This window comes from Phaeovulum sp., from assembly GCF_030684035.1.
Classification (GTDB): Bacteria; Pseudomonadota; Alphaproteobacteria; order Rhodobacterales; family Rhodobacteraceae; genus UBA6213.
Genome location: NZ_JAUXPI010000027.1, coordinates 1 through 17420, shown reverse-complemented (window position 1 = coordinate 17420; position 17420 = coordinate 1). Strand labels below are relative to the sequence as shown.

The window sequence follows — 17420 nt, the reverse complement described above, 5'->3', positions numbered from 1 at the left end:
CCCGGCAAGGCCGGGGGTTCTGCACCCCCGGACCCCCGCAGGGTATTTCGGCGATGGAGAAGCGAAAAGCGAAAAAGCGGGGCCTGCCACGGGCGGGCAACGCGGGGCCGGGTTTTTGCGCCAGCGCCGCCTTGGCGGGTGCCTGAACAGGCGCGGGCGCGGCCGTGGCTAACCGCCGGATCGCTCTTCCAGCGCCAGCCACTCCGCTTCGGCGGCGTCGAGCGCCGTTTGCCGTTCGGCCAAAGCTTCGGAGGCGCGGCGGAACTTGTCGGGGGCGGTGGCAAACAGCGCCGGGTCGGACAGGAGGTCGGCAAGCTTGCCGATCTCTGCCTCCAGCCGCGCGATGATGGCGGGAAGCGCGTCAAGCCGGTGGCGCTCGGTGAAACTCAGGCCCGGCGCGGGGCGCGCGCGGGTTGCCGCGCGTGGTGCCTCTGCCCGGGCCCGGGTGCCGGTCTGGCCGCCGCTGGTTGCGGGGGCGACAGCGCCAGACGCCGCGCCTTCGGCCTTTTGCGCCTGATAATCCGACCAGCCGCCGGCATAGACGGTGGCGCGGCCGTCGCCTTCCATCGCCACGGTTGTCGTTGCGACCCGGTCGATGAAATCGCGATCGTGGCTGACCAGAAGCACGGTGCCGTCGTACTCGCCAAGCACGTCTTGCAGGAGGTCGAGGGTTTCCACATCGAGATCATTGGTCGGCTCGTCGAGAATCAGCAGGTTCGATGGTTTTGCCATGATCCGCGCCAGCAGAAGCCGCGCCCTTTCGCCGCCGGAAAGCGAGCCGATCGGGGCGCGGGCTTGGCTTTCGTCAAACAGGAAATCCTTGAGATAGGCCACCACATGGCGCGGCTGGCCGCGCACCATCACCTGATCGGAGCGCCCCGATACCCGCATGTCGGGATCGTTCACCAGACCGTCCCAGAGCGACATCGAGAAGTCGAGCGTCGCGCGGGCCTGATCGAATACCGCAATGTCAAGGTTGGTGCCAAGGCTGACCGTGCCCGCATCGGGGGCGATCTCGCCGGTCAGCATTTTCAGAACCGTGGTCTTGCCCACCCCGTTCGGGCCGACAAAGGCGATGCGGTCGCCGCGCAGCACCCGCAGATCGAACCCCTTGACCAGTTGCCTGCCGCCATAGGCCTTGGCCAGACCGCGCGCCTCGATCACCTTCTTGCCCGATGTCGTGCCGCCCTCGAGCGCCATTTCGGCGGTGCCCTGACGGCGGATCATCGCGCCGCGCTCTGCGCGCAGGGCGGCGAGCGCGCGCACCCTGCCCTGATTGCGCTTGCGCCGCGCCGAGATCCCCTCGACCGCCCAGCGCGCTTCCGACTTGATCTTGCGTTCCAGCTTGTGGCGGGCTTCGTCTTCCTCGGCCCAGACGGTATCGCGCCAATCCTCGAACCCGTCGAAGCCGCGTTCGAGCCGGCGCACCTGGCCACGGTCGATCCAGAGCGTGCCGCGCGTCAAGCGGCGCAGAAAGGTGCGGTCATGGCTGATCAGCACGAAGGCGGTGCGGGTCTGCGCCAATTCCGCCTCGAGCCAGCCGATCGCCTGAATGTCGAGGTGGTTGGTCGGCTCGTCAAGCAACATCAGGTCCGGCGCTTCGGCCAGAAGCTTGGCCAGTGCCGCACGCCGCCGCTCGCCGCCGGAAGCTGTCGCCACCGGTGCCGCGGGGTCGAAATGCAGCCCCTCTGCGACCATGGCCACGCGGTAGGCCTGATCGTCGTCTAGCGCCGATGCGGCAAAATCGCCCAAGGTGGCAAAGGCTGCAAGGTCGGGTTCCTGCTCCATGTAGCCGACGACGGTGCCGGGCGGCACCACGCGGGCCCCGGCATCGGCTTCCACCAGCCCCGCCATGACCTTCATCAGCGTCGATTTGCCGGATCCGTTGCGCCCGACCAGCGCCAGCCGGTCGCCCGGTTGCACCACAAGATCAAGCGCCGCGAAAAGCGGGTTGCCGCCGAAGCCGAGGCTGATGCCGGAGAGTTGCAGAAGCGGTGCGCGTGCCATGGGCTGCGGGCTAGCGGGCGGCGGGCGAAAGGTCAACGGGGGGCGGTTGTCGTGATGCTGGCGCGGCAGGGTGCCCGCAGGTCGTTCCAGCATCCTAGCAGCGGCCCGGAAACCTTCTGGGCAAATCGTCAGGGATTGTCAGGCAAGGGCATGCGCGGGCGCATCGGCGGCAAGCGCGCGCAGCAGGCGGGCGCGGCCGGGGGGTATGGAGGCGATCTCGACACCGGTAAAGACGTGCAGCGTGTTCATCTCGCTGTCGCGGACCGCGTGGTCCGAGACCCAGCCACCCATGGCAAGGTAGCTGCGCAGAAGCGGCGGAATTTGCGGCGGCATCGGTGCCGCGTGGTCGGCGCGTCGCCCTCGGGCAAAGCGGAATACCTCGGCGGCCTTCGGTGCCGGCATCCAGCAGGGCGGCGCAAGATGGTGCGCCGCAAGATGCGCAAACGCTGCGCCGTAAGCCGCGGCGTCGGTGCCTGCGAAGGACGAGGCACCGAACAGCATTGCCACGCCGCCCGCATCGACGAGCCGCGTCAGCGCGCCCCAGGCGAGGCGCAGCACATCCGGGTCGCTGGCACCCGGACGGGTGCAGAAGCGCCCGACCTCGAGCATCGGCGCGGGGTAGCGGGCAAGCCGCGCAAGGTCATAGAACTGCGCCGAGTAACTGGTGCCGATCTCGGCACCCGAACCGAGCGCCAGCAGGCGGCAACAGGCCAGAAGCGCGCCACCCGGGCTGGCCTCTTCGACCAGAAGATGCGCGCAGCGCGGATCAAACGCATCGGCATCAAAGCCCGCTTCGGTCTGGCCACCCTGCCCCGCCTTCCGGAACGCGCGCCAGCGCAGCGCCTGGGCGCGCGCCACATCGGCGCTGGTTTCGGCAAGGCGCGCGATCAGGCGGCCCTTGCGGAGTGGCAGCATCTCTCGGTCCTCGCATCTGGCGGCGGCGCGGGCGCGACCTATATGGAAGGGGCACCCGGCTGGCAGGCTATGCCAGAGGCGCGGCAAGCGGAAGGAGGCACAATGACCCGAACCCCGGACGAACGCGATGCAGAATGGCGCGCACGGCTTTCGCCGCTCGCCTATGCCGTAACCCGGCGCGCGGCGACCGAAGCGCCATTCAGCCACCAGGGCTTTGCCCCCGGCCCCGGCACCTTTACCTGCGTCTGCTGCGGAGCGCCGCTGTTTGCCACCGCATCCAAGTTCGAATCGGGTTGCGGCTGGCCGGCCTTCAGCGCGCCCTTGCCCGAGGCTCCGGTGGCGGAAGCGCGCGATGCGAGCCACGGCATGCTGCGTACCGAGGTGCGATGCGCCGAATGTGACGCGCATCTGGGCCATGTCTTCGACGATGGGCCGGGGCCAGGGGGGCTGCGCTATTGCATCAATGGCGTGGCGCTCGACTTCGCACCTGACGAGGGCTGACGCCGCGCCGGGGGTGCCCGTGCGCCTATGGCAGGTCAGTTGAAAAACTGCCCGGGCAGGACATTGCCGATGTTGCCCATCATCTGGCGGATGAAGCTCACCCCCTTGATGTTGCTGTCGGTGACGCGGCGCGAGAGGGTCACCACCTCGCCCTTTTCCAGCCCGAAACGCTCGACATTGCTCACCACCCCGCGGGCGTTGAAGCTGATTGCCACCACCTGCCGCTCGATCTCCTTGGGCGCGAACGGGCCAAGGTGCTTCCAGCGGCTGCCGACATAGTACCAGGCCGAGCCTTGCAGCAGCCCTTCGGCCGAAGGCCTGCCAACCGCCGCTGCGGCCTGTTCGCGGGTGGTCTTGCCGACAACGACCTTGGCAAGGTCTTCATCGGTGGGCACATAGCCGTGGTTGCGATAGACCGCCGAGCAGGCCGCCGGAAAGGCAAGCGCCGCGAGCGCAAGGACCAGCGCGCCGCGCCGTGTGACGGAACCGTTGCTCACCCGAACCCCCCTCTTGCCTTGCGGCACCAAGCCTTTTATCCCGATTACATCAGACGCGGCCTGCCCTCAAGGACGCAGTGACCGAAATTCCGCCGGGGGCCCGTTCGGCGCTGCCTTGCGCCGCCCCTGCCGCCCGCGCCCGTTGCCAAGGAGCCGCCCGTGCCCGATCTGCCGCCACCCTTCAGCCACCCGCTGCGCCTTTCCGATCTGGCGCAGCGCAAGCCCACGCGCTTTGCGCTTGCCCCTGATGCCGAGACCCGCAGGCGCATTGCCGAATGGGCGGGCATCGAGGCATTGCCGAGGCTGCGGTTTGCGGGCGCGCTCTGCCCGCGCGGGCGGCGCGACTGGCAGCTTGAGGCAGAGCTTGACGCGGTGGTGGTGCAGGCTTGCGTTGTCACCCTTGCTCCCGTCAGCACCAAGATTGCCGAGGCGGTGGCACGGCGCTGGCTGGCCGATCTGCCCGCGCCGGTGGCGGATGAGGCCGAGATCCCCGAAGACGTCAGCACCGAGGCGCTGCCCGAGGTGATCGATCTCGGCGCGGTGATGCTTGAGGCGCTGGAACTGGCGTTGCCACTTTACCCGCGCGCGCCGGGGGCGGAATTTGGCGCGGCAGAGGTGACCGAGGCCGGGCTTGCACCGATGCGGAACGAGGCACCGCGGCCCTTTGCCGGGCTTGCGGCAATGCTCAAGGGCAAGGCGGGCGACAGCGATCAGGAGTGAACGCGCGGCGGTGCCGCCTTGCCGCACCGGTCCGCTGCCTGTGCCAGCTCCTTGGCAAGGCCCGCTGGTGCCCAAGAAAGGGCTTGCGCCCCGGCAGAATCGCAGTATGTTCCCGGCCTCGTTCAGAGATTGGGTTCGCACCGGAGCCGCCCCGCGGCGCGCGTGTCGATACCCCTGGAAATGCAGGGCCAAAGGCCCCCGAAACCCGAGGTTGAGACATGGCCGTCCCACAGAACCGCACCACCCGATCGCGCCGCGACATGCGCCGCTCGCATGACGCCCTGGTCGCCGCGAACCCCGCCGAATGCCCGAACTGCGGCGAGTTGAAGCGCCCGCACCACGTTTGCGGTGCCTGCGGTCACTATGACTCGCGCGAAGTGATCGCGCAGGCTGCCGTCGCTGCCGACGACGACGCGGCGTAAGCCGCAAGGGCCCCTCCGGCCATGCCTGCGATGCAGGACCCCCGAACCATTGTTTCCCAGCCCTCCGGGGCGGGAAATGTTGTCATTTCGGTTGATGCCATGGGCGGCGACCATGGTGCGGCGGCCGTGGTCGCGGGGGTGGCGCTTGCTGCCGCCGATCTCGCATCTGCGCATTTCGTCCTGCACGGCCCCGAGGCCGAACTTGTACCGCTGGTTGCGCGCCACCCGGGCCTTGCCGGACGCTGCACGCTGCGCCACGCCGCCGAAGCCGTCACCATGGCGGACAAACCGAGCCAGGTGATGCGCTCGGGTCAGGCCACGTCGATGTGGTCGGCGATTGAATCGGTGCGCGAGGGCGAGGCACCGGTTGCGGTTTCTTGCGGCAATACCGGGGCGTTGATGGCGGTGGCAATGATCCGGCTGCGTCGCCTGCCGGGGGTCAAGCGCCCGGCAATCGCCTGCCTCTGGCCCTCCTACAACCCCTCGGGTTTCAACGTCATGCTTGATGTCGGGGCCGATGTGAAGGCCGATGCCGACGATCTTATGCAATACGCGATGATGGGGGCCTCGTATGCGCGCAACGGGCTTGGGGTGACGCGGCCGCGCGTTGGCCTGCTGAATGTCGGCACTGAAGAGCACAAGGGCCGCCCCGAACTGAAGGCCGCCGCCGAGTTGCTTGCCAATGCCGCCGAGGCCGGCGGGTTCGACTATGTGGGCTTTGTCGAGGGCGGTGACCTGCCTTCGGACCGTGTCGATGTGATCGTGACCGATGGTTTCACTGGCAATATCGCGCTCAAGACCGGCGAGGGCACGGCAAAGCTGGTCAGCGCCCTGACCCGCGCTTCGTTCAATTCCGGCTGGCTGGCACGGCTTGGCGGGCTGCTCAGCCTGCCCGCGCTGAAGCGCCTGCAAGCCCGCATCGACCCCCGCCGCGTCAACGGCGGGGTGTTTCTGGGGCTCAACGGGATCGTGGTGAAATCGCATGGCTCGGCGGATGCCACCGGCGTTGCCGCGGCTTTGCGGCTTGGCTGCCAACTGGCCCAGAGCGGCTTTCGCGAACGCATCGCGGCACGGGTTGCCCTTGCGTCACGAAGCGGGCAGGATGCCGCGCAGAGCGAGGCGGGGGGCGGGAAACCTACATGACGATCAGGGCCGTTGTGCGCGGCGTCGGGCATTATTTGCCCGCCCGTGTCATGGAAAACGCCGAGTTCGAGGCGCATCTGGAAACCTCGGACGAGTGGATCCGCACCCGTTCGGGCATCGAGCGGCGGCATATTGCGGCACCGGCCGAGACCACATCGCAGATGGCGACGCTCGCGGCCAAGGCGGCGCTTGCCGATGCGGGGATGGCGGCCGAGGCGCTTGATACGATCATCGTCGCCACCTCGACCCCCGATTTCACCTTTCCCTCGGTCGCCACGATGGTGCAGGCGGGCTTAGGCAATACCACCGGATACGGTTTTGACGTTCAGGCGGTCTGCGCGGGTTTCGTGTTCGCGCTGGCCAATGCACAGGCACTGATTCTTTCCGGTCAGGCCGCGCGCATTCTGGTGATCGGGGCCGAAACCTTCAGCCGCATTCTCGACTGGAACGACCGCTCGACCTGCGTGCTTTTTGGCGATGGCGCGGGCGCGCTGGTGCTGGAGGCGGAGGTGGGCAGCGGCACCTCGGCAGACCGCGGCATCCTCTCCACCGATTTGCACAGCGACGGGCGTCATCGCGAATTGCTTTATGTCGATGGCGGCCCCTCAAGCACCGGAACCGCCGGGCATTTGCGCATGCAGGGCAACGCCGTGTTCCGCCATGCCATTGAAAAGCTTGCATCCACCGCCGAAACCGCGCTGGAAAAAGCTGGCCTGACCGATGGCGACATCGACTGGATCGTGCCGCATCAGGCCAATATCCGCATCATCGAAGGCACCGCCAAGCGGATGCAGGTGCCGATGGATCATGTGGTGGTGACGGTACAGGACCACGGCAACACATCCGCCGCCTCGATCCCGCTGGCGCTTTCGGTGGGCCGCGACCGCGGCCAGATCAAGCGCGGCGATCTGATCGTGACCGAGGCGATTGGCGGAGGGCTGGCATGGGGCGCGGTAGTTCTGCGCTGGTAAGCGCCACTGCAACCGGCGAACGCCGCGCGGCAAGCCATTGATATTGACTCGGGATTTCAAAGCGACCATCCTGCCCGAAACGGGCTTTGGGGAGTTTGACGCATGACTGGCAAAACGCTGACGCGCATGGACCTGTCGGAGGCGGTGTTCCGCGAAGTGGGCATTTCGCGCAACGAATGCGCGCAGCTTGTCGAAAGCGTGTTGACGCTCATGTCCGATGCGTTGGTGGCGGGCGAAACCGTGAAGATTTCGTCTTTCGGCACCTTCTCGGTGCGCGACAAGACCTCGCGCATGGGCCGCAACCCGAAGACCGGCGAGGAAGTTCCGATCAGCCCGCGCCGGGTGCTGTCATTCCGACCCTCGCATCTGATGAAAGACCGCGTGGCGGCTGGCAACAAGGGCTAACCGGAGGGCCGCGCAATGACCAAAGCGGCCGATGCCTTCAGAACCATTTCCGAGGTGGCCGAGGCGCTGAACACGCCCGCGCATGTGTTGCGCTTTTGGGAAAGCAAGTTCACCCAGGTCAAGCCGGTCAAACTGGCGGGCGGGCGGCGCTATTACCGGCCTTCCGACATCGCCCTTCTGGCAGGCATCAAGGCGCTGCTGCACGAGCGCGGACTGACCATTCGCGGCGTGCAGAAAATCCTGCGTGAAGACGGGGTGAAACATGTGGCGGCCCAAGCCACCACAGCAGCACCGGCGTTGCCCGAACCCGGCCCCGTCGTCGGCATCGTGGCACCGGAGCCAGCAAGGCCGCCGCGCAAACCGGTGATTGTCCGCTTTCCCGAGGCCGTCCCGGCCACCGCCAAACCCGCCGCCGCGCCGCAGGAGCCCGCCGCGAGCGCCGCCGCGGCCAGTCTGGACGACATCGCGCCGATGCTTTTCGAGGCGCTGCCGCAACAGCATGCCCAGACCGCCCCAGCGCCGCAGCGCGCCACCGAAACACCCGCTGCCGCCGCGATCACGCTCTGGTCCGAGCGGCTCCGGCGGTTCACCTCGGCTGCCGATCCGGATGCGCTGCTGCGGTTGCAGTCGCGGGCGCAGGCGCTGCGCAACCGCTTGGCAGCGCAGGCGCGGCTCTGAGCGGAGCAATGCGTTTTGCCGCTTGCCCCTGCCGCCCACTTCGCACTATATGCGCCTCGTCGGGCCGTGGCGCAGCCTGGTTAGCGCGTCCGTCTGGGGGGCGGAAGGTCGAGAGTTCAAATCTCTCCGGCCCGACCATTACCCAAAACGCCCATCGCCACAACCGGCGGTGGGCGTTGGCTTTTCTGGCCCCGCCTTGGGGCGCGGGCGGAACAAGGGGGGCGCTATGAGCACCGGTGTGCTGCCAGACCACGCCTTGCGCGCGATGATTGCGCGCGGCGAAATCGGTGCCGAAACGCCGGTTCTGCCCGAACAGTTGCAGCCCGCGAGCCTGGATCTGCGGCTTGGGAACATCGCCTACCGCGTGCGCGCATCGTTCCTTGCGGGCAGAGGCAACCGGGTTGCCGCGCGTCTGCCCGAGTTCGAGATGCACCGGATGGACCTTGGCGCGGGTGCGGTGCTCGAGAAGGGCTGCGTCTATCTCGTGCCGCTGCTGGAACGGCTGGCGCTTCCCGCAGGTGTCACTGCGGTCGCCAACGCAAAAAGCTCGACCGGGCGGCTTGATCTGCTGACCCGGCTTCTTGCCGATGGCGGTGCCGAGTTCGACCGCATTCCCGAAGGCTATGCCGGGCCGCTTTATGCCGAAATCTGCCCGCTGTCCTTTTCGGTGCTGGTGCGCCCCGGGATGCGGCTCAACCAGATCCGCTTTCGTGCCGGGCAAGCAGTGTTGACCGATGCCGAACTGGCGCGGCTGCATGCCGAAGAGCCGCTGGTGTCCGGCACCCCGCTGATCGACGGCGGCTTGGGGTTTTCGGTCGATCTGCGCCCCGAGACGGGCGACCTGCTGGGCTACCGCGCCAAGCCGCATACCGGGGTGATCGACCTTGACCGCATCGCCCATTACCCCGCCTCCGAGTTCTGGGAGGAAATCCGCTCCTCCGATGGCCGCATCATCCTTGACCCCGGGGCTTTCTACATTCTGGTCAGCCGCGAGGCGGTGACGATCCCGCCAGACCATGCCGCCGAAATGGCCCCCTACCTTGCGATGGTGGGCGAGTTTCGGGTGCATTACGCCGGTTTTTTCGACCCCGGCTTTGGCCATGGCGCTGCGGGCGGCACCGGCTCGCGCGGGGTGCTGGAGGTGCGCTGCCACGAGGCCCCCTTTGTGCTGGAACACGCGCAGGTCGTCGGGCGGCTGGTCTATGAACGGATGGCGGCGGCACCCGAACGGCTTTACGGGGCCGGCATCGCCTCGAACTATCAGGGCCAGGGGCTGAAGCTTTCCAAGCACTTCCGCGCCGGTTGAAACGGCCCGTGCCCGGGCACCGCAAGCGGGCCGGGCACGGGGCGGAACTGCGGCAGCGCTTATTCGCTGCGCGGCGCGAGCGCGCCAAGCAACAAGCGTTTCGGGGCGACCGAACCGGCCGGGCGGGCAAGTTCGGCGGCAATTACTTCGGCCAGCCGCGCCGTTATCACCACCTTCGGGGTCAACCCGCGCGCTTCCTCTTCCAGCGCGCGTTCGCCGCCCGTAGCGGGCATGTCGGCAACTACCGCCCGCGGACCGTCGATGATTTCCCCGGTCTGGGCGTTGCGCAAGGTCAGCAGAAACTGCATCGCATAGCTGCCACCCACCGAATAGCGGGCCTTTTCGGTCAGCGCGTGGAAGCGGGTCACCTCGACCTCGACCAGCACCGGCGTGCCTGAGGTCATCGCAGCGGTGCCGCGCGCCAGACCTGCGTCGAACAGCGCCCTGACCTGCGCATGGCGGTCGCCACGCGGATCGCCGCGCCAGACGATGTCGGCGATCGGGAAATAGAGGTTTGCCTCGGAGACTTTCAGCGTTTCGGGCACGCGCACGGTAATGCTCTGCACCGCGTAGCGCGGCGCGACAGCCGGCAGCGCCACGCCACCCACGCCAAGAGCCGCGGGGTCGGTGGTGCCGCGCGAGGCAGGCTCGGTGGAGGCGCAAGCCCCAAGCGCACCGATCAGCGCAAGCGAAGCAAGAATTTGTATGGTCTTCATGGCCTGTCCCTCCGTTTTTCCGGACTTGTTTCCTTGCTGCGTGGCAATCGTGGCAAGATCAGGGAAAATGATGTTCAATTCCAAGGAAGTCGCATTTATCGCGGCAACGACCACAGGCGAATTGATCTGTTAGCGCTAACCGCCTATATGAATGCCAAATCCCCTGCCATGAGGCCCCGATGCCCCTGCACCCGACCATCGCCCGCGTCACCGACCGCATCCGCAGCCGTTCCGCCGCCAGCCGCGCGGCATATCTGGCGCGGATCAAGGCGGCGGCGGATCAGGGTCCCGCGCGGGCGCATCTCAGTTGCGGCAATCAGGCCCATGCCTATGCGGCGATGGAGACCGACAAGGCGGCGCTTGCCAGCGCACGCGGGCCGAACCTCGGCATCATCACCGCCTATAACGACATGCTCTCGGCGCATCAGCCCTATGAGCACTACCCCGAACTGATCCGCCGCGCGGCGCGCGACGCCGGGGCAACCGCGCAGGTCGCGGGCGGTGTGCCGGCGATGTGCGATGGCGTGACGCAAGGCCGCGCCGGGATGGAGCTCAGCCTTTTTTCGCGCGATGTGATCGCGCTGGCCGCAGGCGTGGCGCTGTCGCACAACACCTTTGATGCCGCGGTTTTTCTTGGCGTTTGCGACAAGATCGTGCCCGGCATGGTGATGGCAGCGGCCACCTTCGGCCACCTTCCGGCGGTGTTCCTGCCCGCCGGGCCGATGACCAGCGGCTTGCCCAACGACGAGAAATCCAAGGTTCGCCAGCAGTTTGCCACCGGCGAAGTCGGCCGCGAGGCATTGATGGCGGCGGAAATGGCAAGCTACCACGGCCCCGGTACCTGCACCTTTTACGGCACCGCCAACACCAACCAGATGCTGATGGAATTCATGGGCCTGCACCTGCCGGGCGCAAGCTTCGTGAACCCCGGCACCCCCCTGCGCGAAGCCCTGACGCTTGCCGGGGCACGGCGCGCCACCGAGATCACCGCCCTGGGCAACGATTATCGCCCGGCGGGCGAAATGCTCGACGAACGCGCCTTCGTCAACGGCCTTGTCGGGCTGATGGCTACCGGCGGGTCAACCAACCTGGTGCTGCACCTGCCCGCAATGGCGCGGGCGGCGGGGATATTGCTCGACCTCGACGATTTCGACGCGGTTTCCGATGTGGTGCCGCTGCTGGCCAAGGTTTACCCCAACGGTCTGGCCGACGTGAACCACTTCCATGCCGCTGGCGGCCTTGGCTTTCTGATCGGGCAACTTCTCGATGCCGGGCTGCTGCATCCCGACGCCCGCACCATCGCCGGTGACGGCCTCGCGCGGTATCGGCAGGAGCCAAAGCTGATCGCGGGGCAACTCGTATGGCAGGACGGCCCGGCCGAAAGCCTCAACGCGAAGATCGTGCGATCTGCGGCGGTGCCGTTTGCCGCCTCGGGCGGTTTGCGCCAGCTGACGGGCAACCTCGGGCGCGGCGTCATCAAGGTTTCATCGGTGCCCGCCGACCGGCTGCTGATCGAGGCCCCGGCGCGGGTGTTTGCCAGCCAGGAAGCGGTCAAGGCCGCGTTTCAGCGCGGCGAGTTCGCCTCCGATGTGGTGGTGGTGGTGCGCTTTCAGGGGCCACGCGCCAACGGCATGCCCGAATTGCACGGGCTGACCCCGGTGCTGGCGGTGCTGCAGGATCGCGGCTTGCGGGTGGCGCTGGTAACCGATGGCCGCATGTCCGGCGCTTCGGGCAAGGTGCCTGCGGCTATCCATGTCTGCCCCGAAGCTGTCGAGGGCGGCGCATTGGCGCGGATTGCTGATGGTGATATGCTGCGGCTGGATGCGCAGGCGGGTCGGCTCGACTGCCTGACAGAGGGCTTCGCATCCCGCGCCCCGGTGGTGCCAGACCTTTCGGCCAACGCCGAGGGCAGCGGTCGCGCGTTGTTCGAGGTGTTTCGCCGCAATGTCGGTGCTGCCGATGCGGGTGCCTCGGTCGTGCTCTGATCTTCGGGGGCGCGACAATTAACGTCAGCTTCGGCGGCTTGTTGCGGCGGGAATGCAGGTTTACCCTGCCAGAACCCCTTCCCTGACCCGTGAGGCTGCAATGAAACCGTTTTCCCCCCTGCGTCTGCTCGCCTTGCTGGCGTCGCTGCTGGCGTTCCTGCCGCTGCAACTTTCCGCGCAGGCAGCCGCCGGGCCTGCAAAATTCGTGTTCGTGATGTCGAGCGGCGCTATGCCAACCGCGGGCGCGGGCCTGCATTTGGCGATCACCGCAGCCGCTTCGGGCCGCTCGGTCGATATCGTACTCGTTGCCTCGGCACTTGATCTCGGGCGCAAGGGCGCGGGCAACGGCCCGGTTTTTCCCACCTATGGCGTCGATGGCCCGGCTATGCTGGTGCAGGCGATGGCTGCCGGTGCGCGGGTCTCGGTCTGCCGCACCTGCCTGCTCAACCAGAGCATCGACATTGGCGACATGCTTGACGGCATCGCCCGGATCAACGCGTTCAACTTTCTCGATCTGACCGAGGCGGCAGACGTGGTGTTGAGCTTCGGGGCACCAGACGCGGGCACCGGGATCAGTCTTGCCCCCGCCGCAGCGATGGCCCCCGCTGATACCGCCCCCGCCGCAGCGGGTGGCGAGCCGCCCTGCGACCCGGCAACCGACAAGGATGCCTGCATGTAGGCCGCGCGCGCCGCAGGCTTGCTGCGGCAGCCCCAAAATGCGATGATTGCGCTAACCGCGCCGCCGGTCACCCCGGCGGCGTTTGCCATGTGCCGCGAAAGGACCACGATGACGCCTGCCGAACAAAGCCGCCGCACCGCCGAAATTTGCGCACTCGCCCCGGTTGTGCCGGTGCTGGTGCTGCGCGATCTGGCCCATGCCGCGCCGCTGGCGCGCGCGCTGATCGCGGGCGGGCTGCCGGCGCTTGAGGTGACGTTGCGCACACCGGCCGCGCTCGATGCAATACGGGCGATGGCAGCGGTGCCGGGTGGTGTGGTCGGCGCTGGCACCCTGCTGACCCCGGAAGACGTGGCGGCGGCGAAAGCGGCGGGCGCTGCGTTCGGCGTTTCGCCCGGCGCGACCGAGAGGCTGCTGGCCGCCTGCAAGGAAATCGGCCTGCCGCTGCTGCCCGGTGCCGCCACCGCCTCGGAGGTGATGGCACTGCTGGAACGCGGCTACACGGTGCAGAAGTTCTTTCCCGCCGAAACCTCCGGCGGCGCGGGTGCCGTGAAAGCGCTCGGCGGGCCCTTGCCGCAGGTGCGGTTTTGCCCCACCGGCGGCATCAGCCTGAAATCCGCACCGGAATATCTGAAGCTCGCCAATGTGATGTGCGTTGGCGGCAGCTGGGTTGCGCCAGATGCGCTGGTAGCGGCAGGCGACTGGGGGGGCATCACCCGCCTTGCCGCAGAGGCCGCCGGGCTCGCGCGCTGACCCCTTGGCCAAGGAGAACCGCCGATGACCGCAGCCTCTGTCGCCACCTCACTTTGGTTTGAAAGCGGTGCCGAAGAGGCCGCGCGATATTATTGCGCGCTGTTTTCCGATGCCCGCATCGACGACATCTTTCCGCAACAAGGCGACCCCGAGGGCCGGGCCTTTCTGGTCGAGTTCACGCTGCAGGGACAGCGGTTTCAGGCGATGAATGGCGGTCCGCACTATCGCCTGACCCCCGCCTGTTCGATCTCGGTGCAGCTTGACACCCAGGCCGAGATTGACCGCATCTGGGCGGCGCTTCTGGCCGGTGGCGGCAGCGAAAGCCGCTGCGGCTGGCTGACCGACCGCTGGGGCTTGAGCTGGCAAATCCTACCGCGCGCGCTCTTGCGGCTTCTGCGGGGGCCAAACGCCAGCCCGGTCACGCAGGCGATGATGGGCATGGTCAAGCTCGACATTGCGGCGCTGCAAGCGGCAGCCCGGAGCTAGGATCCGGAGCCCGGCCGTTTGCGCCCCCTCCAGCCACCGCGACGCCCCGGCGTGACCGTGCCGGATTTCATACCCTCGCAAAGCGTCGCCCGCATCGGATGCGCCTCCTGCCCGTCCCCATAGGCCGCGAGCACCGCCGCCATGGCGGCTTGCGGATCGACCCCGGGCGCGAGGCTCAACGCCCAGTCGAGAAAGATCGAGCGGCATTCCGCAGCGGTGATGCCTTCGATGCGAAAGGCTTCGCGCATCAACCCCTTGGGGTCTGCCTGCTGCAGCGTGGGAATCGCGCGCGCCATGCCCTATCGCTGCCCCTCGCCTGCCAATGCCGCTTCGACAATGGCCTGAACCGCCCCGGTGCTTTCCTCCAGCCGATGCGCGAGCGCGGCAAGATCCGCCACCCCCGCCTCGCGCAGAAGAAACGCCTGCCCGCCCTCGCCAATCGCGGCCAGATCAAGCGGGCGGTCGGTCAAGAGCCGCCCCGCGGCCTGCAAACGCCAGAGCAACCGGTAAGCCGAGGCCAGCAGCTCATGCTCGTCCTTTCCGATCAACCGGTGCCGCAGACCGGCGCGCAGCTGTGGTTCGACGCGCCGCGCGGCATCGCCGGTGCGCAGCGCAAAGCTTTGCGCCAAGAGCTCGATATCCTGCAAGCGCCCGGGGCCGACCTTCGCCTCCCATGCGCCATCCGGGGGCTTGGCGGCAAAGATGCGGGCGCGCATGTCGGCCAGATCGGGCATCACCTGCGCGCTTTGCCCCTTGGCGGCGAGCACCGCCAGCCGTGCCGCCTCGACCTCGGCAGCCAGATCGGGGGGGCCTGCAAGCACCCGCGCCCGGGTCAGCGCCAGATGCTCCCAGGTCCAGGCTTCCTGCATCTGATAGCTGCGAAAGCTTTCAAGCGAGGTCGCCACCGGCCCTTGCCGCCCGGACGGCCTGAGCCGCATGTCCACCTCGTAAAGCCGCCCCTCGGCCATCGGTGCCGAAACCGCGGTCACCAGCGCCTGCGTCAGCCGCGCGTAATAGGGCCGCGCGGCCAGCGGGCGCGGACCATCCGAAGCCTCCACCCCCGCCGGGTCATAGATCACGATCAGATCAAGGTCCGAGGCCGCATTGAGCCGTTCCGCCCCAAGGCTGCCCATGCCCAGCACCACCGCCCCGCGCCCCGGACAGGCCCCGTGCTTGCGCGCGAACTCGGCTTGCACCTCGGGCCAGAGCGCCGCCAGCGCCGCCCCGGCAAGGTCTGCATATTGCCTCCCGGCCTCGGCCGCATCGACCAGGCCGCGCAAATGGTGCACGCCGATGCGAAAGTGCCATTCCTTGACGAAAGACCGCGCCGCACCAAGCTTTTTCTCGTAGTCGGGCGCGGCATCAAAAACCGCGGCAAGCGCCTTGTGCAGCCTCGCGCCGCCCGGCCAGGGCGCAAAGAAATCACCGCCCAGCACGGCGTCGAGCACCCCCGCATTGCGCGAAAGATACTGGGCAAGGCCGGGGGCGGTGGCGCAGATATCGACGATCAGGTCGATCAACTGCGGATTGGCCTCGAACAGCGAGAAAAGCTGCACCCCCGCCGGAAGCCGCGCCAGAAACCCGTCGAACTGCCTGAGCGCCTCCTCCGGGTTGGCCGCCCGCGCCATGCGGCGCAACACTTCGGGTTCGACGCGGGCAAAAATCGCCGCTGCCCGCGCCGATCGCAGCACCGGAAGGCCGCGCCAGCGTTCGACAATGGCGCGCGCGGCGGGTGCCAGATCGGGTGGTGCCGCGGCCTCGGAAGGCGCAAAGAAGGCCCCGGTCAGGGCCTCGACCCGCTCCAGCCGCGCCCGAAGTTCGGCGGACCATGCAGCCAGATCGCTCGCCCCCATCATATGGGCAATTCGCGCCAGTCCCTCCTGCGAGGCAGGCAGCAGATGGGTTTGCGCATCGTTCACCATCTGCAACCGGTGCTCGACTTCGCGGTGGGCGCGATAATGCTGCGTCAGTTCCTCGGCAATCGCCGGTGCGACCCAGCCCTTGGCCGCCAACGCCCGCAGCCCGCCCACCGTGGCGCGATCACGCAGGCTGGCATCGCGCCCACCGGCGATCAACTGCCGGGTCTGGGTAAAAAACTCGATCTCGCGGATGCCGCCGGCACCCAGTTTCATGTTGTGGCCGGGCAGACTTATCGGGCCATGCAGGCCCTTGTGGTCGCGGATCCGGAGCCGCATGCCATGCGCATCTTCGATCGCCGCGAAATCGAGGTGGCGGCGCCAGACAAAGGGGGTAAGCGCCGCCAAAAACCGCGCGCCCGCCGCCAGATCGCCCGCGCAGGGCCGCGCCTTGATATAGGCGGCGCGTTCCCAGGTGCGGCCCTCTGCCTCATAATAGGCCTCGGCAGCCGACATCGAGATGCAGACGGGCGTGACCGAGGCATCGGGGCGCAGCCTGAGGTCGGTGCGGAACACATAGCCCTCGGATGTCAGATCGCTCAACAGCATCGCCAGCTTGCGGGTCGCCCGGATGAAGGCGGCGCGGGCATCGTGCAGATCGGCAGGCGCGAAACGTTCGTCATCAAAGAGGCAGATCAGATCGATGTCGGAGGAATAGTTGAGCTCCCCCGCCCCCATCTTGCCCATGGCAAGCACCACCATTCCACCTGCAATCTCGACGTCCTGCGGTGACGCGCCGGGCAGTTTGCCCCTGCGGATCTCGTCGCCGACCAGTTGGCGCAGCGCCAGATCGACGGCGCGGTCGGCAAGCGCGGTCAGCGCCCCGGTGACGGCTTCAAGCGGCCAGACCCCGCCCAGATCGGCCAGCGCCACCAAAAGCGCCACACGCCGCTTGGCGCGGCGCAGTTCTGTACCCAACGCCTCGGCCCCCACTGCCGCCGCAGGTGCTGCCAGTGCCTCGGCCAGCGCTGCCTCGGGCACCCCCTGCAAGGCCGAACCGATCCACTCCGCCTCGCGCCCCAGGAGCCCGGCGAGGTAGGGGCTGCAACCGGCCGCGCCCGCCACGAGGCCGCGCATTTCCGCACCGAGGAAGGAAAATCGTGCCGCCGCATCGGCACCCCGTTCGGCATCATGCGGGATCGGGGAGCGTGCGAGGCGGGCGGCAAAGGTCATGCGCCAAGACTAGGTCACCGACTCATATGTCCGCAACCATATCCGCAGGGATGCGAGTTGGACGGAGGCGAGGAAGTTGTCATCACGTTTGTCGTATCGGGTAGCTATGGCGCGGAAGTGTTTGAGTTTACTGAAGAACCTCTCAACGTG

At 67.8% G+C, this 17420-nt stretch carries 18 protein-coding genes, 1 tRNA gene and 1 pseudogene; 13 read left to right on the top strand and 7 right to left on the bottom strand.

Translation table 11 applies throughout. The annotated features are described in order from the left end of the window. Window positions 1-168: 168 nt before the first annotated feature. Both Q8J98_RS06805 and Q8J98_RS06800 read right to left on the bottom strand, forming a co-directional pair. Window positions 169-2007: an ABC-F family ATP-binding cassette domain-containing protein gene (locus Q8J98_RS06805; RefSeq protein ID WP_305293696.1), complete on the bottom strand. Its 1839-nt coding sequence runs from the start codon at window positions 2005-2007 to the stop codon at window positions 169-171. Between the two features lie 138 nt (window positions 2008-2145). Beyond that, complete coding sequence (locus Q8J98_RS06800) at window positions 2146-2922, bottom strand: GNAT family N-acetyltransferase (RefSeq protein WP_305293695.1); 777 nt, start codon at window positions 2920-2922, stop codon at window positions 2146-2148. A gap of 102 nt (window positions 2923-3024) precedes the next feature. Here Q8J98_RS06800 and msrB point away from each other — a divergent pair, with 102 nt between their 5' ends. Beyond that, entirely contained in the window at window positions 3025-3423 is a 399-nt protein-coding gene (msrB, locus tag Q8J98_RS06795) for a peptide-methionine (R)-S-oxide reductase MsrB (protein ID WP_305185943.1), read from the top strand. Window positions 3424-3458: 35 nt separating this feature from the next. Here msrB and Q8J98_RS06790 read toward each other — a convergent pair whose 3' ends face one another. After that, the gene (locus tag Q8J98_RS06790; protein ID WP_370868024.1) at window positions 3459-3920 is read right to left on the bottom strand and encodes an outer membrane protein assembly factor BamE; all 462 of its coding nucleotides are present in this window, start codon (window positions 3918-3920) and stop codon (window positions 3459-3461) included. A 159-nt stretch (window positions 3921-4079) separates the two neighbouring features. Here Q8J98_RS06790 and Q8J98_RS06785 point away from each other — a divergent pair, with 159 nt between their 5' ends. From Q8J98_RS06785 to Q8J98_RS06750, 8 genes are all read left to right on the top strand, one after another. After that, window positions 4080-4640, top strand: a complete 561-nt coding sequence (locus Q8J98_RS06785; RefSeq protein ID WP_305293694.1) for a YceD family protein — start codon at window positions 4080-4082, stop codon at window positions 4638-4640. A 218-nt stretch (window positions 4641-4858) separates the two neighbouring features. Next, complete coding sequence (gene rpmF / locus Q8J98_RS06780; RefSeq protein ID WP_305185941.1) at window positions 4859-5062, top strand: 50S ribosomal protein L32; 204 nt, start codon at window positions 4859-4861, stop codon at window positions 5060-5062. Window positions 5063-5083: 21 nt separating this feature from the next. Next, window positions 5084-6205 (top strand): phosphate acyltransferase PlsX, encoded by a 1122-nt coding sequence (gene plsX / locus Q8J98_RS06775; RefSeq protein ID WP_370868069.1) that lies wholly within the window; start codon window positions 5084-5086, stop codon window positions 6203-6205. Next, a complete protein-coding gene (locus Q8J98_RS06770; protein WP_305293692.1) occupies window positions 6202-7176 on the top strand; it encodes a beta-ketoacyl-ACP synthase III in 975 nt (324 codons plus the stop codon). Before plsX ends, Q8J98_RS06770 begins: the two co-directional genes overlap by 4 nt. Before the next feature lie 102 nt (window positions 7177-7278). Continuing rightward, entirely contained in the window at window positions 7279-7581 is a 303-nt protein-coding gene (gene ihfA / locus Q8J98_RS06765) for an integration host factor subunit alpha (protein WP_305185938.1), read from the top strand. Between the two features lie 15 nt (window positions 7582-7596). Then, window positions 7597-8259, top strand: coding sequence for a MerR family transcriptional regulator (locus Q8J98_RS06760; RefSeq protein ID WP_305293691.1), 663 nt, complete (start codon window positions 7597-7599; stop codon window positions 8257-8259). A 60-nt stretch (window positions 8260-8319) separates the two neighbouring features. After that, a tRNA-Pro gene (locus tag Q8J98_RS06755) sits at window positions 8320-8397 on the top strand. An 88-nt stretch (window positions 8398-8485) separates the two neighbouring features. After that, the gene (locus Q8J98_RS06750; protein ID WP_305293690.1) at window positions 8486-9565 is read left to right on the top strand and encodes a 2'-deoxycytidine 5'-triphosphate deaminase; all 1080 of its coding nucleotides are present in this window, start codon (window positions 8486-8488) and stop codon (window positions 9563-9565) included. Between the two features lie 59 nt (window positions 9566-9624). On the opposite strand, the gene Q8J98_RS06745 is transcribed toward Q8J98_RS06750, so the two are convergent. Further along, window positions 9625-10281, bottom strand: coding sequence for a DUF6778 family protein (locus Q8J98_RS06745; protein WP_305293689.1), 657 nt, complete (start codon window positions 10279-10281; stop codon window positions 9625-9627). A 179-nt stretch (window positions 10282-10460) separates the two neighbouring features. On the opposite strand from Q8J98_RS06745, the gene edd reads away from it, so the two are divergent. From edd to Q8J98_RS06725, 4 genes are all read left to right on the top strand, one after another. Beyond that, window positions 10461-12266 carry a phosphogluconate dehydratase gene (gene edd, locus Q8J98_RS06740; protein ID WP_305293688.1) on the top strand — a complete coding sequence of 602 codons (1806 nt, stop codon included), beginning with the start codon at window positions 10461-10463 and terminating at the stop codon, window positions 12264-12266. 100 nt (window positions 12267-12366) lie between these two features. Continuing rightward, window positions 12367-12945, top strand: a complete 579-nt coding sequence (locus Q8J98_RS06735; protein WP_305293687.1) for a DsrE family protein — start codon at window positions 12367-12369, stop codon at window positions 12943-12945. A 108-nt stretch (window positions 12946-13053) separates the two neighbouring features. Further along, complete coding sequence (gene eda, locus Q8J98_RS06730) at window positions 13054-13695, top strand: bifunctional 4-hydroxy-2-oxoglutarate aldolase/2-dehydro-3-deoxy-phosphogluconate aldolase (RefSeq protein ID WP_305293697.1); 642 nt, start codon at window positions 13054-13056, stop codon at window positions 13693-13695. Window positions 13696-13719: 24 nt separating this feature from the next. Further along, window positions 13720-14181: a VOC family protein gene (locus Q8J98_RS06725; protein WP_305185932.1), complete on the top strand. Its 462-nt coding sequence runs from the start codon at window positions 13720-13722 to the stop codon at window positions 14179-14181. Here the strand turns inward: Q8J98_RS06725 and Q8J98_RS06720 are convergent. The 3 genes and pseudogenes from Q8J98_RS06720 to Q8J98_RS06710 form a co-directional block, all read right to left on the bottom strand. Beyond that, the gene (locus Q8J98_RS06720; protein WP_305185931.1) at window positions 14178-14477 is read right to left on the bottom strand and encodes a hypothetical protein; all 300 of its coding nucleotides are present in this window, start codon (window positions 14475-14477) and stop codon (window positions 14178-14180) included. The two genes, Q8J98_RS06725 and Q8J98_RS06720, sit on opposite strands and share 4 nt — an antisense overlap. A gap of 3 nt (window positions 14478-14480) precedes the next feature. Next, complete coding sequence (locus tag Q8J98_RS06715) at window positions 14481-17270, bottom strand: glutamine-synthetase adenylyltransferase (RefSeq protein WP_305293686.1); 2790 nt, start codon at window positions 17268-17270, stop codon at window positions 14481-14483. Between the two features lie 9 nt (window positions 17271-17279). Continuing rightward, a pseudogene (locus Q8J98_RS06710) lies at window positions 17280-17420 on the bottom strand (IS5/IS1182 family transposase); the annotation flags it as partial.

Coding starts and splice junctions, on each gene's coding strand:
- Q8J98_RS06805 (WP_305293696.1), bottom strand. CDS start 2,007: ATGGCACGCGCACCGCTTCTGCAACTCTCCGGCATCAGCCTCGGCTTC.
- Q8J98_RS06800 (WP_305293695.1), bottom strand. CDS start 2,922: ATGCTGCCACTCCGCAAGGGCCGCCTGATCGCGCGCCTTGCCGAAACC.
- msrB (WP_305185943.1), top strand. CDS start 3,025: ATGACCCGAACCCCGGACGAACGCGATGCAGAATGGCGCGCACGGCTT.
- rpmF (WP_305185941.1), top strand. CDS start 4,859: ATGGCCGTCCCACAGAACCGCACCACCCGATCGCGCCGCGACATGCGC.
- plsX (WP_370868069.1), top strand. CDS start 5,084: ATGCCTGCGATGCAGGACCCCCGAACCATTGTTTCCCAGCCCTCCGGG.
- Q8J98_RS06770 (WP_305293692.1), top strand. CDS start 6,202: ATGACGATCAGGGCCGTTGTGCGCGGCGTCGGGCATTATTTGCCCGCC.
- ihfA (WP_305185938.1), top strand. CDS start 7,279: ATGACTGGCAAAACGCTGACGCGCATGGACCTGTCGGAGGCGGTGTTC.
- Q8J98_RS06760 (WP_305293691.1), top strand. CDS start 7,597: ATGACCAAAGCGGCCGATGCCTTCAGAACCATTTCCGAGGTGGCCGAG.
- Q8J98_RS06750 (WP_305293690.1), top strand. CDS start 8,486: ATGAGCACCGGTGTGCTGCCAGACCACGCCTTGCGCGCGATGATTGCG.
- Q8J98_RS06745 (WP_305293689.1), bottom strand. CDS start 10,281: ATGAAGACCATACAAATTCTTGCTTCGCTTGCGCTGATCGGTGCGCTT.
- edd (WP_305293688.1), top strand. CDS start 10,461: ATGCCCCTGCACCCGACCATCGCCCGCGTCACCGACCGCATCCGCAGC.
- Q8J98_RS06735 (WP_305293687.1), top strand. CDS start 12,367: ATGAAACCGTTTTCCCCCCTGCGTCTGCTCGCCTTGCTGGCGTCGCTG.
- eda (WP_305293697.1), top strand. CDS start 13,054: ATGACGCCTGCCGAACAAAGCCGCCGCACCGCCGAAATTTGCGCACTC.
- Q8J98_RS06725 (WP_305185932.1), top strand. CDS start 13,720: ATGACCGCAGCCTCTGTCGCCACCTCACTTTGGTTTGAAAGCGGTGCC.
- Q8J98_RS06720 (WP_305185931.1), bottom strand. CDS start 14,477: ATGGCGCGCGCGATTCCCACGCTGCAGCAGGCAGACCCCAAGGGGTTG.
- Q8J98_RS06715 (WP_305293686.1), bottom strand. CDS start 17,270: ATGACCTTTGCCGCCCGCCTCGCACGCTCCCCGATCCCGCATGATGCC.